At 72.7% G+C, this 18,212-nt stretch carries 18 protein-coding genes; 7 read left to right on the top strand and 11 right to left on the bottom strand.

The features are described 5' to 3' along the window. Window positions 1-120 precede the first annotated feature (120 nt). Window positions 121-519 (bottom strand): hypothetical protein, encoded by a 399-nt coding sequence (locus tag ABZ495_RS35475; protein WP_359811580.1) that lies wholly within the window; start codon window positions 517-519, stop codon window positions 121-123. 1,056 nt (window positions 520-1,575) lie between these two features. On the opposite strand from ABZ495_RS35475, the gene ABZ495_RS35470 reads away from it, so the two are divergent. After that, window positions 1,576-1,926 (top strand): beta/gamma crystallin domain-containing protein, encoded by a 351-nt coding sequence (locus ABZ495_RS35470; RefSeq protein ID WP_359811583.1) that lies wholly within the window; start codon window positions 1,576-1,578, stop codon window positions 1,924-1,926. Between the two features lie 64 nt (window positions 1,927-1,990). Here ABZ495_RS35470 and ABZ495_RS35465 read toward each other — a convergent pair whose 3' ends face one another. The 4 genes from ABZ495_RS35465 to ABZ495_RS35450 form a co-directional block, all read right to left on the bottom strand. Further along, window positions 1,991-3,367, bottom strand: a complete 1,377-nt coding sequence (locus tag ABZ495_RS35465) for a glucose-6-phosphate dehydrogenase (protein ID WP_359811585.1) — start codon at window positions 3,365-3,367, stop codon at window positions 1,991-1,993. 354 nt (window positions 3,368-3,721) lie between these two features. Then, window positions 3,722-4,252: a hypothetical protein gene (locus ABZ495_RS35460; protein ID WP_359811588.1), complete on the bottom strand. Its 531-nt coding sequence runs from the start codon at window positions 4,250-4,252 to the stop codon at window positions 3,722-3,724. After that, window positions 4,221-5,522: a NucA/NucB deoxyribonuclease domain-containing protein gene (locus ABZ495_RS35455; RefSeq protein WP_359811591.1), complete on the bottom strand. Its 1,302-nt coding sequence runs from the start codon at window positions 5,520-5,522 to the stop codon at window positions 4,221-4,223. Before ABZ495_RS35455 ends, ABZ495_RS35460 begins: the two co-directional genes overlap by 32 nt. A 34-nt stretch (window positions 5,523-5,556) precedes the next feature. Next, window positions 5,557-6,093 (bottom strand): hypothetical protein, encoded by a 537-nt coding sequence (locus ABZ495_RS35450; RefSeq protein ID WP_329485186.1) that lies wholly within the window; start codon window positions 6,091-6,093, stop codon window positions 5,557-5,559. A gap of 285 nt (window positions 6,094-6,378) precedes the next feature. On the opposite strand from ABZ495_RS35450, the gene ABZ495_RS35445 reads away from it, so the two are divergent. Together ABZ495_RS35445 and ABZ495_RS35440 are read left to right on the top strand one after the other, a co-directional pair. Next, complete coding sequence (locus ABZ495_RS35445) at window positions 6,379-6,567, top strand: hypothetical protein (RefSeq protein ID WP_329485184.1); 189 nt, start codon at window positions 6,379-6,381, stop codon at window positions 6,565-6,567. 288 nt (window positions 6,568-6,855) lie between these two features. After that, the gene (locus ABZ495_RS35440; RefSeq protein WP_359811594.1) at window positions 6,856-7,656 is read left to right on the top strand and encodes an LPXTG cell wall anchor domain-containing protein; all 801 of its coding nucleotides are present in this window, start codon (window positions 6,856-6,858) and stop codon (window positions 7,654-7,656) included. Window positions 7,657-7,964: 308 nt separating this feature from the next. Here ABZ495_RS35440 and ABZ495_RS35435 read toward each other — a convergent pair whose 3' ends face one another. Continuing rightward, window positions 7,965-9,470 (bottom strand): alkaline phosphatase family protein, encoded by a 1,506-nt coding sequence (locus tag ABZ495_RS35435; protein ID WP_359811597.1) that lies wholly within the window; start codon window positions 9,468-9,470, stop codon window positions 7,965-7,967. Between the two features lie 553 nt (window positions 9,471-10,023). On the opposite strand from ABZ495_RS35435, the gene ABZ495_RS35430 reads away from it, so the two are divergent. Then, window positions 10,024-10,626, top strand: coding sequence for a carbonic anhydrase (locus tag ABZ495_RS35430; protein ID WP_359811600.1), 603 nt, complete (start codon window positions 10,024-10,026; stop codon window positions 10,624-10,626). 43 nt (window positions 10,627-10,669) lie between these two features. Continuing rightward, window positions 10,670-12,145: a SulP family inorganic anion transporter gene (locus ABZ495_RS35425; protein WP_359811603.1), complete on the top strand. Its 1,476-nt coding sequence runs from the start codon at window positions 10,670-10,672 to the stop codon at window positions 12,143-12,145. Window positions 12,146-12,274: 129 nt separating this feature from the next. Here the strand turns inward: ABZ495_RS35425 and ABZ495_RS35420 are convergent, their stop codons facing one another. The 4 genes from ABZ495_RS35420 to ABZ495_RS35405 form a co-directional block, all read right to left on the bottom strand. Next, a complete protein-coding gene (locus ABZ495_RS35420) occupies window positions 12,275-14,620 on the bottom strand; it encodes an excinuclease ABC subunit UvrA (protein WP_359840055.1) in 2,346 nt (781 codons plus the stop codon). 160 nt (window positions 14,621-14,780) lie between these two features. Next, a complete protein-coding gene (locus ABZ495_RS35415; protein WP_359811608.1) occupies window positions 14,781-15,077 on the bottom strand; it encodes a DUF3253 domain-containing protein in 297 nt (98 codons plus the stop codon). 91 nt (window positions 15,078-15,168) lie between these two features. Further along, window positions 15,169-15,501 carry a hypothetical protein gene (locus ABZ495_RS35410; protein ID WP_359811610.1) on the bottom strand — a complete coding sequence of 111 codons (333 nt, stop codon included), beginning with the start codon at window positions 15,499-15,501 and terminating at the stop codon, window positions 15,169-15,171. Between the two features lie 189 nt (window positions 15,502-15,690). Next, the gene (locus ABZ495_RS35405; protein ID WP_359840054.1) at window positions 15,691-16,542 is read right to left on the bottom strand and encodes an alpha/beta fold hydrolase; all 852 of its coding nucleotides are present in this window, start codon (window positions 16,540-16,542) and stop codon (window positions 15,691-15,693) included. A gap of 100 nt (window positions 16,543-16,642) precedes the next feature. On the opposite strand from ABZ495_RS35405, the gene ABZ495_RS35400 reads away from it, so the two are divergent. After that, window positions 16,643-17,050, top strand: coding sequence for a helix-turn-helix domain-containing protein (locus ABZ495_RS35400; RefSeq protein WP_359840052.1), 408 nt, complete (start codon window positions 16,643-16,645; stop codon window positions 17,048-17,050). A 97-nt stretch (window positions 17,051-17,147) separates the two neighbouring features. Here ABZ495_RS35400 and ABZ495_RS35395 read toward each other — a convergent pair whose 3' ends face one another. Next, window positions 17,148-18,026 carry a nuclease gene (locus ABZ495_RS35395; RefSeq protein WP_359840050.1) on the bottom strand — a complete coding sequence of 293 codons (879 nt, stop codon included), beginning with the start codon at window positions 18,024-18,026 and terminating at the stop codon, window positions 17,148-17,150. A 44-nt stretch (window positions 18,027-18,070) separates the two neighbouring features. On the opposite strand from ABZ495_RS35395, the gene ABZ495_RS35390 reads away from it, so the two are divergent. Further along, window positions 18,071-18,199, top strand: a complete 129-nt coding sequence (locus tag ABZ495_RS35390) for a hypothetical protein (protein WP_359840048.1) — start codon at window positions 18,071-18,073, stop codon at window positions 18,197-18,199. Window positions 18,200-18,212: the final 13 nt, after the last annotated feature.

The following is an 18,212-nucleotide window of genomic DNA, read 5'->3' as shown; positions in this document are numbered from 1 at the left end:
GGGGGCCCCCCCACAACCAAAAAGGGCCGGGGGGGCCGCCGGCGGGGCCCCGCCCGGCCCGCGGGGGCCCCCCCCCCCCCGGGGGCCCGGGCCCGGGCCACGGCAGGGGCGGTCGGCCCGTCACACGTAGATCTCGTTGGTGCAGTAGGTCTTCCAGGTCGGGGGAGCCCAGCTGAGGTACTTGGTGCCGCAGAGGTGGAAGCTGTGGACCTGCTCGAACTTCTTCGCGGTGGACTTGCCCCGGTCGACGGCCAGTTCCGGCTGCACGTGTCCGAACGAGTCGGTCACGACGACGGTGGCCTTGAAGTAGGTGCCGGGGTCGGCGGCGTACAGCCACACCCAGCCGGACGAGCAGTTGTCGACCTGGACCTGGATGTTCTCATTGGAGTAGTACTTGGTGCAGCCGGCCGTGGCGGCGGTGCCCGCCGACGCCGGGGCGGCCGACAGGCCGGTCAGCGCGGCGACGGCGAGGCCCAGGGCGCCAGCCGTCCTGGCGAGCCCGTTCGACGGTTTCCTCATGGTGATGACTCCTCGGGTGTGCTGGTGTGCGGAACGCCTCCACTGTCCCGGCGCAGTCACCCGGGCGGCATCCGTCAGATGACTGCAGGGCGCGCACGTGCCTGATCGACCGCCCCGGAGCCGGCAGCCGTGCACGGTCCTCGCCCGACACCCGGCCCGTGGCGCGTCGAAGAGTCGCCGCGAGTCCGTCCGGACCGCCTCCACCCGGGCCCGCGGCACCTGCTCGACCACGTAGCGGGCGCCGCCCCCGGGGACACCCGACCCGAAGATCAGCAGGCCCCGGCAGTGCCCTGCCGGGGCCGACCTGGTCTTCTCGGGACCACCGCAGAACCTACCGGTGGGCACTGACATCCGCGCGCCGGAGCCTCTCGCCGCGCGCCCGGGGGGTCAGGGACGGTGGCAGCCCTCGCGGCTGGAGGGCCGGCCGGGGGCGAGGCCGCGGACCCGGACGGAGGTCCCGTTCGGATTCTCCCGGTTCACCGCGGCGGCGCCGAGCCCAAGTCCCCTGGGCGGTGCTCCCGGCCGGCCCGGCCGCCGGACGAGCCGGTCCGCGGGGGCGGCCGACGGGAAAATGCCGATTCCGGGAATTCGACGGTCCGTTTCCGTCCGGTGCTCCTGCTGTTCCGTGGCATGGCTTCGTGGCGAGGAAACGAAGGATAGGTCGTACGTCTGCGGAACGCCTCATGTGCGGACGGGCGGTGGCGGGTTCCACTCATCCGCCGAGCGGTCGCCGCGGCCCCGCGTCCCACCGCCCGGTCCGGCCGGCGGGCGACGCTCCCGTTTCCCCAGGTCGGGGCGGGAAGGATCGGCGCGAGTACCGGTCGCGCGGGTGGCGGCCCTGGCGCGCCGACCATCACCACTCATGGCCCAGCGGTCCCAGCGGCCCCGTCCGGTACGAGGAAAGCCGGATGGATGTGACCGATACGCGGTCAGTTCGTCACAGCCGTCATTGACCACGCCGCCGGTCGCCCCAATGCTGGGTCGAGTACGACTCAACCGGAGGTCGGTCATGTTGTACGTATCCGATTCGGTTTTCGATTCGTCCGAGGAGAATTCGTGATCTCGAAAACGAGGAAGCTCGTGAGTGCCGCGGTCGCCACCTTCGCCGCGGCGGCCGCGTTGACGGTGGCGGTGCCGTCCAGCGCGTACGCCATCGACCACGTCGAGTGCCGGGGAGGCGAGAACTTCCTGAAGATCTGGTCGCACCTCGACGGGCGCCAGAGCGTGGACTGCTACGCGAACGGGGGCCGCACCGACTTCGGCAGCTGGTGGGTCGACCGGATCTCCACCGGGAACAACGACCTGATCTACTACGACGCCAACGGCGACTCGGTCCGGATCAACCGGTGGACCGACATCACGTTCCCGAACCGTCCGCCGCTGGTGAAGTCCATCGAGATCCTCTGACGGACCGCAGTGCGGACGCGCCGCACCGCCGACCGGCCGGCCGGCGGTGCGGCGCGTGGTGAACCTACGGGTGGGGGCCGGGGAGCCAGGGCGGCCGCCAGGTGGTGCGGCCGAGGCCCGGGGTGGGTCCCCACGTCCCGCGCGCGTACGGCACCGGCGCGGGCGGGTGGTCCACCAGGGGCTGGATCACCCGCCAGGTCTCCTCCACGACGTCCTGCCGGGTGAACAGCGAACGGTCCCCGGTCAGCGCGTCGTTGAGGAGCCGCTCGTAGGGTTCGGGCGGCCTGCCGAGTTCGGCGGCGAACGACAGGCTGAGGTGGACGCTCCGGGCCGAGCGGCCGGATGCCTCCTTCGAGAGCATGCCCAGCCGCAGCGCCGGGTCCGGGTCGATCCGCAGGACGAGTTCGTTGGCGTCGGGGTGCGCGGGCTGGTCCAGGAACGCGAGCCGGGGCGGGCGCTTGAAGACCACCCGTACCTCGGTGGCCCTGGCGGCCAGGGCCTTGCCGGCCCTGATGGAGAAGGGCACTCCGCTCCATCGCCAGTTGTCCACCTCCAGGCCGAGTTCGACGTAGGTCTCGGTCACCGAGCCGGACTTGACGCCGGGTACGTCGAGGTAGCCCTCGTACTGGCCGCGCAGGCAGTGCGCCGGATCGACGTCCGCCGTCGCGCGGAAGACATCGACCCTCCGGTCCCACAGCGCGTCCGGGCCGGGGCCGACCGGCGCCTCCATCGCGACCAGGGCGAGCACCTGGAGGAGGTGGTTCTGGACCACGTCGCGCAGCGCGCCGACCGGGTCGTAGAACGCTCCCCGGTCCTCCACCCCGAAGTCCTCGGCCATGGTGATCTGCACGGCCGCCACGTGGTCGCGGTTCCAGACCGGTTCGAGCAGCGAGTTGGCGAACCGCAGGAACTGGATGTCCAGCACGGGCTGCTTGCCGAGGAAGTGGTCGATGCGCAGGATGCGGTCCTCGGGCAGCACCCGGTGCAGCCGTGCGTTGAGGGCCCTGGCGGAGGCCAGGTCATGGCCGAAGGGCTTCTCCAGCATCACCGTGGCGTGCGTGGTGAGGCCCGCCGCCGCCAGCGCCTCCACGACCGGGCCGAACAGCGAGGGCGGGATCTCCAGGTAGAAGAGCGGCCTGGCGGCGCCCTCCAGCAGCGCGCCCAGCGCCTGGTAGGTGGCCGGGTCGGTGAAGTCGCCCCGCAGGTAGGAGAGCCGTCGGGCCAGCCGTTCCAGCGGCCCGGCCGCCACCTCCTCACCGGCTGTCCGCAGGGCCTCGCGCAGGGAGGCGACCAGGTGGTCGTGCGACCAGTCCTCCAGGGCCACGCCGATGATCGGGCAGTCCAGGAGGCCGGCCGCCTCCAGGCGGTAGAGCGATCGGAAGGTCATCTTGTGCGCGAGGTCGCCGGTGATGCCGAAGATCACCAGGGCGTCGGCGGTCACCGTCGGGCTCCCGGTCGCACGGATCCACGGCCGCCCGGCCGGCCGCGGCGGGCCGCCCGGGCGCCGGTCGCCTCATCCGGCCCGGCCCCTGACCACGCGGAACCGTCGGACGGCCCCCGCCGCTGCGGCACTCGCACCGGGGCCGTCTCCGTGAGAACACCGCCGGGGCCCCTCAGGTGCGCCCGGCCCGGCCCCGACTGACGATCGCTCATGGAGGGACGATATAACCCGACGTGTCGACTTGCTCGCACTGCGGAGCGGCGTCGCGCCTCGGGTCGCCGGTCACCGGTCCCGGTGTCCACCGGACGGCCCCCGGCTGCCGCGAGCCGCCCGGGCGGGTGCCCACGAGAATCATCACGGGTGCCGGTGGGGCCACAGCTGGAGCAGCCAGTGCTCGGCCCGGTGGGGGAGGAGGGACGGGGTGGGGTGGAGGGCGCCGCGGTGGGCGGCGAGCGTGTAGCGGCCGGGTGGGAGCGGCAGCGCGGCGGCGGCCGGGAGGTGGGAGACACCGGAGGTGAGGGCGAGGCGGCCGCCTTCGAGGTCGACGGTGAGCCGGATGTGCTGGGGCCAGTGGCCGGGCGGGGCCGGGGGCCGGGCCGTCCAGTACTGGAGGGTGACGTGGGGGTAGTGGTCGGACAGGGCGCTGTTGAAGGTGACGGTGCCGCCCGCGGTGGTCGCGAGCCGGCCGGGGCCCGGGGTGGGCGGCCGGTCGTCGGCGTCGCCGCTGGGCGGGGCGGCGGTGTCGACGAGGTGGAAGAGGTGGTTCTCCGCGCGCACCTCGGCGGCGAGTTCGGTGGCGAGTTCGGCGGCGGGGGCGGCCGGGGGCCGGTCGGCGCGGGGGTCCACGAGCGGGTCAGGGGTCGATCTGGACGTGGAACGGGTCATTGGTGAAGTCGCTGCCGAGGATGCGCCGGTTCTGGTAGAAGCCGCTGAGCCGGCCGCCGGAGCCGCGGTTGTCCCAGTCGTGGATGGGCTCGACGCTGTAGTTCTTGAGGTTGTCGTCGGCGCCTTCGAGGGTCGACGCGAAGGGGTACTCGTCACAGTCCAGGCCTTCGTGGGCGTAGTCGGGGAAGTACTTCAGGCAGGCGGCGACGGCGACGACGCGGTGCGCGTCGATGGCGTTCTGGTCGGCGACGCGGTGCAGCGGGGCCGCGCCGGGGGCGCCGGGGATCTGCTTGTTCGGCGCGTCGGGGACGGTCTGGTCCGGGTGGTACTGGGCGGTGACGATGTGGTCGGCGGACTCGGGGTGGTCGGCGCGGTGGAGGTGCAGGGTCTCGGTGACCCAGGGGAAGACGCAGCCCTCACCGGAGGCGGTGCCGACGAGGTAGGAGGCGGAGTCGCAGCGGATGCCGCTGTTGGGGCCGTCGTAGGGGTTGGCCGCGCCCTCGCCGATGACCGAGACGTGCGCGGCGAGGTCGGCGTAGCTGATGAGGGCGCTGCCGATGCCGCCGGCGGAGTCCTGACGGAAGGAGTAGTAGCGGCTGGTGATCGAGCCCTCGGCGGCCCACAGCCCGATCGGCTGGACGTAGGGGCCGCCGAAGCCGCTGTCGACGACGCAGGGGCCGAACCCGGGCCGGGCGGTACAGGTGACGTCGACGCTGAGCGGTACCTCGGCGATGTCGCCTTCGAGCCGCCAGTTGTCGAGGACCTGGACGACGTCGACCTCGCGGCGGACGTTGTGGCCGTACTGGACGTCGGTCATCTCGGCGTCCGCGCTGCCGGTGACGGAGCAGAAGATCCACCAGCAGGTGACGTGGGTGGGGTGGAGGTGGAAGGCCTGGCAGGTGACGAACCGCGATTTGCCGTACCCCTGGTCGTGGAAGGCGGCGTCCTGCTCGCGGCACTCGTAGGCGGGCAGGTCGTCCTGGCCGGAGCGCTGGGCGGTGCGGGGAGCGTGGTTCTCGTGGGGACCGGGCTCCATGGCGCGGATGCGCCCGAGGAGCCGGTCGAGGGGCTGTTCGTGGCCGGGTTCGGTGAGGGGGACGTGGGCGGGGGCCAGCAGGACGTAGTCCCGGCGTGCGGCGGCGTCGCCGGCGCCCGCCGCGCGGGCGGGGGTGACGGCGACGGCGGTGGCCAGCGTCAGCAGCGCCGTGACGAGGGCGGTCACGGCGCCGCGCCGGCGGGGCCGGCGGTGGGTGGGGCGGTCCGAGCGCATCGTTGCCTCGATTCCTGTTCTGGGAGTCCGGGGCTCAGGAGCGGGGGTCGATGCGCCACCCGCGGGGGTCGCCGATCACCTCGGTGGAGGTGTCGGTGATGACCTGCCGGGTGTAGGAGTCGCGGAAGAGCCGGTGCTTCACGTCGAACGCGGCGAGGTCGTTCGCGCACGTGCCGCTGGGGTAGCAGTGGTCGACGCGGATCTTCAGGACGACGGTGCGGTAGTCGGGCGTCTGGTCCTGGTTCTGGAACCAGGCGCGGATCCTCCAGCCGGCCAGACCGTAGCCGCGGTTCGGTGCGGCCTGGGCGACGTCGAACGTCCACTCGTTGGCGGGCGTGAAGGCGCACGCGTTGATCGAGGCGTCCACCTCCGCGGCGCGCTCCCAGTCGCCGTAGCGGTTGAGCGCTTGCAGGTGGTAGGTGGGGGAGGGGGCGCACGCGGTGGCGGCCTGGTCGGCCCGCGCGGTGGTGCTGGGCGTGAAGGCGGTCGCGGCGGCGATCGTCAGGGCGGCGGCCGCGAGGCGGAGCGCCGTGCGGGGGGTCGTGCTGTTCATCCGGGTCGTGCCCTTCATCCGGCTTCTCCTCGCTTGACTGTTCGTGGACTACCCATTGAACGTGACATCCAGTCATCGTGCGGACACATGCTGTCATCCGAGTGGATCGCCTTCGCCCTCGTGCGCCCTGGTTCGCGCCGTCCCCCGGCCGGCCGGGTCCGGGTCCCGCCGAGGGGGCGGGGCGGGGACCGTCCGTTCCGCTCGGCGCCGGGGTGCGGGGGCGACGCGGCCGGACGTGCCCGCGCCGGCCGGCCGCAGTAGCGTGGGCGGTCGGCTTCCGAACAAGGCAACGAGGAGGTAGCAGTGTCAGCCGTGAATCGTGACCTCTCCACACTCGGCGGCTCGCTGGAACGGGTGGCCCGGCCCCCGGACGGGACGGTCGCGGACCGGGCCCGCGAGGTCGTCTCCGCCTACGCCCGCGACCTGGAGGACGAGCAGCTGCTCCTGGCCGTGCTCGGTCTGGAGGAACCGGCCGAGCGGACGGCCCCCTGAGGCACGGCCCTCGGCAGGGGGCAGCTCACCCACCGGCCCCTCGCATCGCGCCGGAGGGTTCGGCTGTCCGGCTGTCCGGCTGTCCGGCTGTCGGTGCCCCCGGTGGTCGGTGGCGCCACGTGGTCGGGGGCGATGCCGCGGTTGGCGCACAGGGGTGTCCGAACTGTTACGTCCGGGGTGTGACGCGCCGGACGGCGACGGCGCTGAGGGACATGAGACGACCGTGACCGGTCCGGTCGGACCGGTCGGCGTCCCCTCTGCGACCACCTCTGACAGCGAATGGTGACCATGCGCGCTTCCCTCACTACCCGCGCCGTTCTCACGGCGGCGGCCGCCGGCCTCCTGATCCTCCCCACCGCGCCTTCGGCCTTCGCCACCGCCGGCACCTACACCGTCCCCGTCCACCAGGACCTTCCCGTCACGGCCGCCGGCTTCGGCGAGCACGAGGCGAAGTGCGGGTCGATCGGGGCCGACCAGGACGGCTGGCACTTCGTCCTCCCGGGGAACTCGACGGACTTCGTCAAGCTCACGGTCTCCTTCGACAACGGCGCGCCGCAGGTGGTGACCGTGTTCGGGCCGCCGACGGGCAAGCACGCCTATGTCGGATCCGCCCCGGGCGCCAAGCTGACCTCGGCCAGCGCGGAGGTGACGGGCGGCGAGGTGAAGTGGTTCAACCTCTCGCACACCTGCCCGGCGGTGCGTGCCACCGCGAGCCCGACGCCGTCCACGCCCGCGCCGTCCGCCCCCACCACTCCGTCGGCCTCGACCACCCCGTCGGCCTCCACCTCGCCGAGCGTCTCCACCTCGCCGGGCGCCACGACGACCGCTTCCGTCTCCGCGTCGCCCACCGGCAAGGCCTCCTCCAGCCCCACCGCGACGGTCGCCCCCTCGACGGGTTCGACCTCCGGCGTGACCGCGGGCGAGTCGCCCTCGCTCTCGGCTTCGCCCTCGGAGTCGGTGGCGGCGAGTGGTTCGGACCACCTGGCCTCGACCGGCGCGAACGTCGGCCTGACCCTGCTCGCCGCCGTCGTGCTGGTCGGGGCGGGCTCCGTCCTGGTCATGCGCCGCCGCAAGGCGGGCCGGCACTGACCTGACCGTCGTCCGACACGGTGCGGGCGGGGCGGCCCACCGGCCGGTCCCGCCCGCACCGTCCCGAGCCGGTCGGGCGGCGGCGCCGCCGGCGCGACCGCGTCGCGACACCACGACCCGGGCCCTGGCGGCCGTGTTACGGCAGGCGGGTGAGGGGCGTGACGGGCGCCCCGGCGGCCGGAGCCCACGACGGTAGGCCGGAGGGCGGTGGCGGGAGGGCGGTGGCGGGAGGTGTCGCTGCTCCCGCCACCGCCCTCCGCCGTGGCGGCCCGCTGCTCCGGGCCGACGTGTCCCGGGCGGGTGGTGCGTCAGGAGGTGACGGAGACCTGGTCGACCGTCCAGAACGCGCTGTTGGTGCCGGTGTAGCGGAACTGGAGCTGTGCCGTGGTCGCGCCGGCCGGGACGGTGACCTGGAGCTTCTCGAAGGTGTTGAGGTCACTGCGGTAGGACTTCACCAGCTGCGGGGTGCCGGTGCCGAAGACGACGTACAGGTCGCCGGTCTGCGGGCCGTCGACCTTGTAGTCGGTGGCGAAGGAGACGGTGGCCCGGGTGCCGCTGACCGGGAACGCCGGGCTGATCAGCGTGGAGTCGAACTGCCCGGCGCCGTGCGACTTGTCGTCCCACTCGTCGGAGTCGGCGACCGCGAAGACGTTGCGGGCCCGGACGTTGGTCTCCCGGGACTGGCCGAGCTGGGCCGCCGTCCAGAACTCGTCCGTGGCGAAGGCCCAGCCCCGCCACTCGGTGATGCCGCCGCTGGGCATCCGGGAGTTGTCGATGGTCCAGCCGGACGGCGGGGTGTGGGTCCAGCCCTTGGTGGTGGCGGGGATGCCGGTCTCGTCCACCCGGGTCTGCAGGCCGGGGCGCAGGGCGTCGAAGGCGTCGGGGACGATCTCGTCGATCGGCTTGCCGTCCAGCTGCCAGGCCGGCTGGAGGGCGACACCCTCGTGCTTGAGGACGGTGGGCGCGATGTCGACCGGCTTGACGTCGAAGCGGGTCGAACCGGCGGCGTAGCCGGCTCCGTTGACGATCTGGAAGGTCTGGCGCTCGACGGCGCTGTTCCCGCCGTGGCCGCCGGCGTCGGTGTGGCCGTGGTCGGTGGTGACGATGATCAGCCAGTCCTCGGAGGCGTAGGTCGCGCGGTTGCGCACCGCCTGGACGACCTGCCCGACCAGCGCGTCGACCGAGTGGATCGCGGCGGCGTACTGGGAGCTGGTGCCGCCGTAGCTGTGGCCCGCCTCGTCGACCTCGTCGAAGTGGAGGAAGGTGGTGTCGGGGTTCCCGTTGGTGAGGTAGTCGGCGGCGTCCGAGGCGGTCTTGACGTCGTTCTCGCTCTCGTCGATCCGCAGGTCCGCCGTGCCGTGGAAGACGTTGTCGGCGATCGGGTTCCAGGAGGCGGCGACCAGGGTGGAGGCGCTGGGCGAGGCAGTCTCCAGCCGGGTGGCGAAGTCCGGGTAGAGGTCGAAGCGGGAGCCGGCGAAGGTGTTGTCCTTGACGCCGTGCCTGTCCGGCCAGACGCCGGTGGCGATGGTGGACCAGCCCGGCCCGGAGAGCGTCGGCGCCGACGGGCTGGCGTAGAGGTTGCCGGTCGCGGTGAGGCCCGAGGCCATCAGCGCCTTGATGGCGGGCGCGTCGGCGGTCAGCAGCTTGTCGTACCGGGTGCCGTCGACGCCGATCACCAGGGTCTTGGCCGTCCTGGTGCCGTTCGGCAGGCCCTTGTACGGGCCGGTGGCGGCCGAGGCCTGGACGCCGGTGAGCGGCAGCAGTGCCGCGGTGAGCGTGACCGTGGCGAGGGCGGCCCGGACGGAACGGGACATGTGCACAGGAACTCCCTTGGGGAGATGGGGAGATGGGGAGATGGGGGGAGGTGCGGGACGGGACGGCCGGGGGGAACACGTGCTCGGGGCGGCCGCCCGCCGAAGAGTGTGGAGCCGCACGGCGATCCCCCGGCCTCACCCAACGCACGGCTGCGTGAACAACTCTCGAACTTGGATTCAGACCGGTTACCTATTCGTGACCATCCGTGCGCGGCGGACGAGGTGCGCGACGGACGAGGTGCGCGCCGGAGCGCCGGCGCGGCGCCAGGCGCGCCGCCCGCGCCCCGTACCGCTCCGGCACGACGCGGTAACAAGATGTTAACCGGACCGGCGCACTTTCCTCCCAGATGCGGGCTTTACCTTCTTCATGGCCGTGCTTTACTAGCGCTTGACGATGCATCAGGTCATCGGGGGATCACCGAAGGTCACCGGCCGTGCGGCTCCGCCGTGCCCGACGGCCGGTCCGGGCCCGGGGCCTGGGCCGAACGTCCCCTGCCCGATCCCGATCGCCCGCCCGCCGTCCGTGGCGGGAGGCAGAAGGAGGCATGCCCTCATGGAACCGTTGATCGACCGTGCCCGCGCCTTCCCCGAGCGCGCCGGCCGGGCCGGCCGCGAACTCGACGGCCTCGCCACCGGTCAGTCGCCGCAGGCGCTCTTCATCACCTGCTCCGACTCCCGGGTGGTGCCGGCCCTGATCACCGGGGCCGCGCCCGGCGACCTCTTCGAACTCCGCACCGCGGGCAACATCGTCCCGCCCTACCGTGCGGACTCCGCCTCCGGTGAGACCGCCACCATCGAATACGCCGTGGACGTCCTCGGCGTGCGCGACGTCGTGGTGTGCGGCCACTCGCACTGCGGGGCCGTCGGCGCGGTGGTGCGCGGCGACGACCTCAGCCTGGCGCCCGCCGTCCGCTCCTGGCTGGGCAACGCCGACCGCGGCGTTCTGCGGGCCGACGGGACGGACGTCTTCGACCCGACCGTGGCCGGGCCCGTGCAACGGCACGTCCTCGCCCAGCTGGAACAGCTGCGCGGCTACCCGGGCATCGCACGGCGACTGGTCGACGGCCGGGTCCGGATCCACGGCTGGTTCTACGAGGTCCACACCGGGCTGGTGCTCGCGCACCGGGCCGACTCCGGGCTCTTCCTCCCGCTGTGACCGGCCGCCTGCCCTCCGTCCACTCCATCGAACCGAGGACCTGATGATCCGTCGTCCCGCCCTCCGGCCCGCCGACCTGCGGGCAGACCTGGCCGCCTCCCTCGTCGTCTTCCTGGTCGCGCTGCCGCTCTGCGTCGGTGTGGCCGTCGCCTCCGGCGTCCCGGCCGAACTCGGCCTGCTCACCGGCATCGTCGGCGGGCTTCTCACCGGGCTGCTGCCGGGCAGCAGCCTCCAGGTGTCCGGCCCCGCCGCCGGCCTCACCGTCCTGGTGTTCGCGGCCGTGCAGGAACACGGGCTCGCCACCCTCGGCGTGATCACCGCGGCCGCCGGACTGCTCCAGATCGGCATGGGCGCGCTGCGGCTGGGGCGCCTGTTCCGCGCCATCTCGGTCTCGGTCGTCCAGGGCATGCTGGCGGGCATCGGCTTGGTGCTGATCTCCGGGCAGCTCTACGCGCTGGCCGACGCGAAAGCGCCCAGGAGCGGACTCGACAAGCTGGCGGGCCTTCCCGGCCTGGTCCTCGACACCGTGACCTCGACGCGGGCGCTCACCGCCGCCGCGATCGGCATCGGCACCATAGCCGTTCTGGTGCTCTGGCCCCGGCTGCCCGCCCGGGTCCGGGCGGTGCCCGCGCCGCTGGCCGCCGTCGCCGCGGCCACCGCCGCAACCGCGCTGTTCGACCTCTCCGTCGGCAAGGTCGAGGTCGCCGGTCTGGCCGGGGTGATCGACCTCCCTGGCGGCGCGGACCTGGCGGCGCTCGGCGATGTCGGCGTCCTCGGCACCGTGCTCGCGTTCGCCCTGATCGCCTCGGCGGAGAGCCTGTTCAGCGCCGCGGCGGTGGACCGCCTGCACGGCGGCCCGCGCACCCACTACGACCGGGAGTTGATCGCCCAGGGGGTCGGCAACACGGTCTGCGGCGCTCTCGGCGCGCTCCCGATGACCGCCGTCATCGTGCGCAGCGCCGCCAACGTCCAGGCCGGGGCGCGGACCAAGGCCTCCCGCGTGCTGCACGGCCTCTGGCTGCTGCTGTTCGCCGCGCTGTTCCCCGCCGCGCTGTCGGTCATCCCGCTCGCCGCGCTGGCCGGGGTCCTGGTGCACGCCGGGGCCAAGCTCGTGCCGGCGAAGGCGCTCGTTCCGCTGTGGCGGACGCACCGCGGGGAGGCCTTGATCCTGATGGCCACGGCGGTCGCCGTCGTGGTGACCAACCTCTTCGAGGGGGTGCTGCTCGGCCTGCTGCTCTCCGTGCTGAAGAGCGCCTGGGACACCTCGCACCTGCACGTGGAGGTCGACGAGCGCGGGGACGGAACGGTCGGGGTGACACTGGCCGGCAACGCGACCTTCCTCCGCCTGCCCCGGCTCCTGGACACGCTGGAGCGACTGCCCGCCGGCCGGACCGTCCACCTGGACCTGACCGGCCTGCGCCACCTCGACCACGCCTGCCGGACGGCGCTGGAGACCTGGGAGGAGCGCCACAACCGGGTGGGTGAGGCGCTCGTGGTGCGCGTCCCGGTCGGTGTCTGACCGCCGCTGCCAGGTCTGCTGCTTCCGAGGAGGCGACGGCGCGGTAGCGGCGGATCGGCCGTCGCTGCCGTGCGGCCCGCGCCGTGCCGCCCCGCCGAACCCGCGGTACTCAGGAACGGCCGCGTCGCGTCACCCGGGGGCGGTGGCTCCGGCCGTGCCGCGGGACGCGGCCCCGGTAGCCCGCTGTTCGGTGGCCGCCGCCAGCGCGCGCCCGGTGAGGGAGTCTGTCCGGCGCAGCAGTTCGGCGGGCGGGCCGGCGAAGAGCAGGCGGCCGCCGTCCGTCCCGGCTCCGGGGCCGATGTCGATCACATGGTCGGCCTGGGCGACGACGCGCAGGTTGTGCTCCACGACCACCAGCGTCGCACCGGCGTCCACGAGGTCGGCGAACAGCAGGTCGAGCCGTTCGACGTCGCTGGGGTGCAGACCGGTCGTCGGTTCGTCCAGGACGATCCGCTCCTCGGCGAAGCCGGGCGAGCTGCTGAGGTGCCGGGCCAGCAGGAGGCGTTGCTTCTCGCCGCCGGAGAGGGTGTCGAGCGACTGTCCGACGGCGGCGTAGCCGAGCCCGACGCGTTCGATCCAGCCCATCGTCCGCACGATGTCGGAGCGGTCCGCGAAGAGGTCCGCCACGGGGCCCGCCGGCATTCTCAGCACGTCGGCGATCGTCCGGCCGTCGAGCTGGACCTTCATGGCGGCGGGGTTGAAGCGTTCACCCCCGCAGACGTCGCAGGGTGTCGCGACGTCGTCGAGGAAGGCGAGTTCGGTGGTGATGTAGCCCCTGCCCCGGCAAGTGGGGCAGGCGCCCTTGGAGTTGAAGCTGAACCAGGCCGGTTCGAGCCCGGAGGCGGCACTGAACGCCTCGCGCACGCTGTCCGCGACGCCGAGGATGCTGAGCGGCATCGACCGTACCCCGCCGCGCAACGGGTCCTGCCCGACGACCGTGAACTCGGGGTGCTGCCGGGGGAGTTCGTTGGTGGCGAACGAGCTCTTGCCGGAACCCGCCACGCCCGTGACCGCGGTGAGGACGCCGAGCGGAATGTCGACGTCGAAGCCGGCGAGGTTGTGCGCGGAGGCGTTCTCCACGCGGACGAAGGCTCGCGGCCGGCGGTTCGCGCGTGCGAGCGGCAGGGGCGTCGAGAGCAGCCGTCCGGTGACGGTGTCGCTGCCGGCCAGAGCCTTCGGCGTACCTTCGAACTGCACCAGCCCGCCCCGTGAGCCCGCCCCCGGTCCCATGTCGATCACATGGTCGGCGATTCGGATCACCTGGGGGTGGTGCTCCACGACCACCACGGTGTTGCCGGCGTCGCGCAGCCGCAGCAGGAGGTGGTTGAGACGTTGCACATCGGCGGGGTGCAGGCCCGTCGAGGGCTCGTCGAAGACGTAGGTGATGTCGGTGAGGGCGCTGCCCAGGTGTCGGACGATCTTGACCCGTTGTGCCTCGCCGCCGGACAAGGTCGATGACTCGCGGTCGAGCGAGAGGTATCCGAGCCCCACGGAGAGCAGTGCGTCCAAGGTCCGCCGGATCCCGTCGAGGGCCGGTTCCACCCGCGGATCCGCCAGCGCCGCCAGGAGTTCGCGGAGCTCGGCCACCGGCATTGCCGACCAGTCGACGATCGAGCGCTCCTCGATCAGGCTGGCGCGGGCCGCGGCGTTCAGGCGCGCTCCGCCGCACTCATGGCAGACGCGGTGCGTCGTCAGACGGTCCAGCTCCTCCCGCACCTGCGGCGAGATCTTGGTCGGACGGTTCTTGACGTACACGTCCCGCATCCGGGTGACGACGCCGTCGAAGCGGGCGGTCTTGGGGAAGCGCGGATCCGGATTCGGCAGCTTCAGCTGATCCGCGTAGAGGAACAGCCGCATCTCGTCCCGCGTGTAGTCCTTCAGCGGCTTCGCCCGGTCGAACAGGCCGCAGTAGGCGAAGCGCTTCCAGCGGTAGACGCCGGGACGGAACTGGCTGAATCGAACAGGTCCCTCGTCGATGTTCTTCTCCGGATCGATCAACTCCTCGACATCGATGTCGACGACAGTGCCGAGGCCTTCGCACGCGGGGCACATGCCCGTCGGATCGTTGAAGGAGTAGGCCGGCGAGTATCCGGCGGAGGGCACGCCGATCCGTGAGAACACGAGTCTGAGCAGGGGAGCGAGGTCGGAAGCCGTCGACACCGTCGACCGGGCGTTTCCGGTGAAGCGGCGCTGATCGATGATGACCGTGAACGTCAGACCGCTCATCGACTGCACCTCGGGCGCCGGCATGTGGGGAAGGCGGTTCCTCACGAACGACGGGTACGAGTCGTTCACCAGACGTTGTGCCTCGGCGGCGATCGTGTCCAGCACGAGTGAGGACTTGCCGGACCCGGAAACCCCGGTGACCACGGTCAACGCCTTCTTCGGCAGGTCGACGCTCACCTGGGCGAGGTTGTTGGCGGCCGCTCCGACGATACGGATGAGGGACTCGCCTGCTGCAGCGTGATCGGCCATGGCCGCCATCGTAGGCGCGGCCCACGGGGACGGGGTGCTGCGCGCGACGCGCCGCACTCGGCGAGCCCCCGGCGGGGGCCCTCGCGCCGCAGCCGCCCGCGCGCGCTCTGACAGCACGGCTCTCTTCACCGGCCACCACCATCGGGACCGCGGGGATGGCCTACGGCTCGGTGCGGGTCGTTCGTCCCCGCGCTCGACGAATGCGGATCGGGCCACGGGCCTCGGCGGGCGTCACAGGGCGCCCGGCCTGAGTGACCTCGACCTCACCCGCCGAAGCCAGCCGCCACGCGGCCCGGCGAGTCGGCTCCATCAACGCGCGCCATCCCTCGCCCTCTCCCGCGTATGCCGCCCGGGCGGCATCGGAGGGGCAGATCGACGAGGTCGGCCCACGACGCTCCAGCAGAGCCAGAATGGTCCGCTCGACGAGCCGGTCGACCTTCTGCGGATCCTTCGCCACCACCCGAGTATCGCACTGTGCCGGTCGGGCCGGCCCGACCAGGCACGGGTGGGAGCGGTGCTCGGAGAGCCGGTGCGGGTGGCCGGGGCCGTCACCGCTCGCTGCTGGCGTCCAGGTCCGCGAGGCCCCGCTCCCATCGCTCGCGGCGCTCCCGGGGGGACTGCTCCCACCACGGCGTCCCCCGTTCCCCGAGGGCCGTCTTCGCCGCATGCACGCGGGACCGGGCGTCGCGCTCCGCCTCCGAGTCCCCCGCCGCCAGGGCGCCGCGCACGGCGCGCCGGGCCGCCATCAGGTGGTGTCGTAGACGAGCGGCCGTGGATTCGGGCAGGGACGGGTCCGTCGCCCGCCACCGGCGGCCGTCGATCACGACGAAGTGCCCGTCGGCCGTCTTCTCAGGTCCTTGCCGCTGGGTGCCCACAGGCATGATCCTCGGGGGCGGGGGCCATCGGCGCGAGCCGAGGAGCTGATCGCCGAGCCGTCTGCCTCCGCCGGGCCGGTGGGGGAGGAGAAGGGACATCACGGCAGCCCTGACCCGGTTCGGGGCCGAGGATGTGCCAGCGGGAGAAGGCCACCTCGGCCGGGGCGTGCGTCGGACGCCGGCCCCCGGCCATGGTTACCCGGCTTTCGCCTCCGCACCGGCCAGGAACGGACGCAGCAGCCCGAGCAGGGCGCGGGGGCGGTGCAGCGGGATGATGTGGCCGCAGTCCTCGATGACGTGTCCGGTGAGGTCGTCGGTGATCGGGCGGAGCTGGTGTTCCAGCGCCGTACCGACGGGCCGGGCGCCCACCGCCATCGTCGGCACCGTCAGGCGTGTGGCGGCGACCGCCTGTTCGACCTGTACCGCGCTCTCGGGCAGCGCCCGGTAGTACGAGAACGCGCGGCTCAGCGCCTGGCGGCCGGTGTACGCGCGGACGAAGGCGTCCCGGAGGGCGGGGCGCACCCCGTCGCCGAGTGTGCCGGAGCGCAGGAACCAGTCGACGTAGGCCGCTTCGTGGCCCTCCAGTACGGACTCGGCGAGGCCGGGCGCGGCGGCATGGAAGCCGAACCACCACGGCGGGCCGTCGGCGAGGAACTCCTCGGCGCCGGGCAGCCTGCCCAGAAGGGCCTCCATGACGACCAGGCGCCGGACGAGACCGGGGCGGCGCAGGGCGAGGAGGAAGGCCGGTGCGGTACCCGCGTCGATGCCCACCACCGCGGCCGAGGCCACGCCGAGCGTGGCGAGAAGCGCCGCCGCGTCCTCGGCCAGGGTTCCCGCGTCGTACCCGGCGGCGGTCCCGCTGCTCGCGCCGAACCCGCGCAGGTCCGGGGCGATGACGCGGTAGCGGCCGGACAGACCGGCCATGACGTCCGTCCACACCTCCCAGGTGTGCGGGAAACCGTGCAGCAGCAGGACGGCCGGGCCCGATCCGGCGAGGGCGACGTTCAGTTCGACACCGTTGACGGGGACGCGCCGCAACTCGGGCATGGAGGGCTCCAGAGGTGGTGAGGAATGGTGACCAGGTCACGCTAAGGAACTACGCTGACTCCTCCAAGACGGCACTTCTCCTTCAGGTGGTGAGCCCGGAGTGACCACATCGAGGCCCGGCGAACCCGGACGGCGGCCCGGTGGGCGGGGCGATCTGCTGGATCCGCTCTGCCCGACCCGCCAGTTGCTCGACCGGATCGGCACCAAGTGGACGTCGATGGCGGTCAAGGTGCTGGCCGAGGAGGCGCCGGGCGAGCTCCGTTTCGCGGAACTGCGGCGCCGTTTCCCGGGCATCTCCCAGAAGATGCTGTCCGTCACCCTGCAGAGCCTCGTCCGCGACGGCCTGGTCGCGCGCCGGGTGGAGCCCACCGTGCCCCCCGCCGTCCACTACCGGCTCACCGAACTCGGCCTCTCCCTCGAAGAGCCGCTCTCCGCCCTGCGGGTCTGGGCCGAGACACACATGGCGGAGATCGACCGCAGCAACCGCCTCGCCGACGAGTCACCCTGACGAGGGCGTCGAGGACGAGGGCGTCGAGCCAACGCGGCGTCACGGACCGAGGATGCCGGCGGCACACCTGCCGTCGGCCCTCCGGTTCACTTCTCGTTCACTTCTCGACGAAGACGATGTCCTCGATGCCGGGGCGCAGCTTCACCGTGCCGCCGTTGATGTCGATCACGCGGTGCAGGCCTCTGGTGGAGGTCGTCTGCTCGGAGAGGAAGAACTCGTCGTCCGCGCCGGCCAGGTAGGCGGGGAGCGAGTCGAGGGAGGGGCCGAACAGGCGCAGGTAGTCGGCCAGGCGCCGGAACAGCTTGGGCAGGATGACCAGGTGGTCGGTGATCGAGCTCAGGTCCTCGATCTGGGCGCCGCTGTGGGTGACGTCCGTGGCCCAGACGCTGCCGGGTGCCTTCGCGGCCTGCGCCTGCCGGGCGGTCGCCGCCATGTCGAGGCGCAGTTCCCGGGGCAGGTTCGAGTAGAACGTCGGGTAGACCAGGCCGCGGGAGAGCAGTTCGTGGTTGGCGCTCTGGCGGAGGAGCGGTACGTCGACCCTGATCATCGTCCCGCTCCTGGCGTCCGGCGTCGGAGTTCCCCGGCCGACCAGGGCGATGCAGCGGCCGTAGGTGTCGGCGCCGCCGGCGAGGACGAAGCCGGGGACGGTGTCCGGGGTGGCGGAGGTGACCTTCTCGTCCGCCCCGCGCGTGACGTCGGTGAAGCCCAGCCAGGTCAGCAGGGCGTCCCGGGCCGCGTGGGCTCCCAGATCGAGCGGCTGGTGCACGAAGTCGGGGCCGACTCCCTGGTAGTGGGTCTCCAGTGCGTCGATCCCGTCCAGCCGGAGGCCGGCGCCGCCGTGGGCGTTCCGCTTGACCTTGTGCTCACCGGGCAGCTCGGGCCAGAAGCCGGGGTCGTCGGGGAGGAAGTGGACGGTGTCGCCGTCCGGTTCGAAGTTCTTGATCTCGTAGCGGCCCTTGACGAGCATCATGGTCATGAGTGCCTCCGGTGGCTGGACTGTGACTCATTGTGATGCCCTTCGTGGACGGACGGTGGGACCGTGCCGTCGGCGCGTTCGGCGCGTTCGGCGCGTTCGGCGCGTTCGGCGCGTTCGGCGCGTTCGGCGCGTTCGGCGACGGCTCCGGCAAGAATCTCAAGAGCGAGGTGTAGGGAAAGAGTGTCC

The sequence above is a fragment of the Kitasatospora sp. NPDC005748 genome (assembly GCF_040630735.1).
Taxonomy (GTDB): Bacteria; Actinomycetota; Actinomycetes; order Streptomycetales; family Streptomycetaceae; genus Kitasatospora.
Note: the sequence above shows the minus strand (reverse complement) of the source record. Positions and strands in the feature narration are given on the sequence as shown.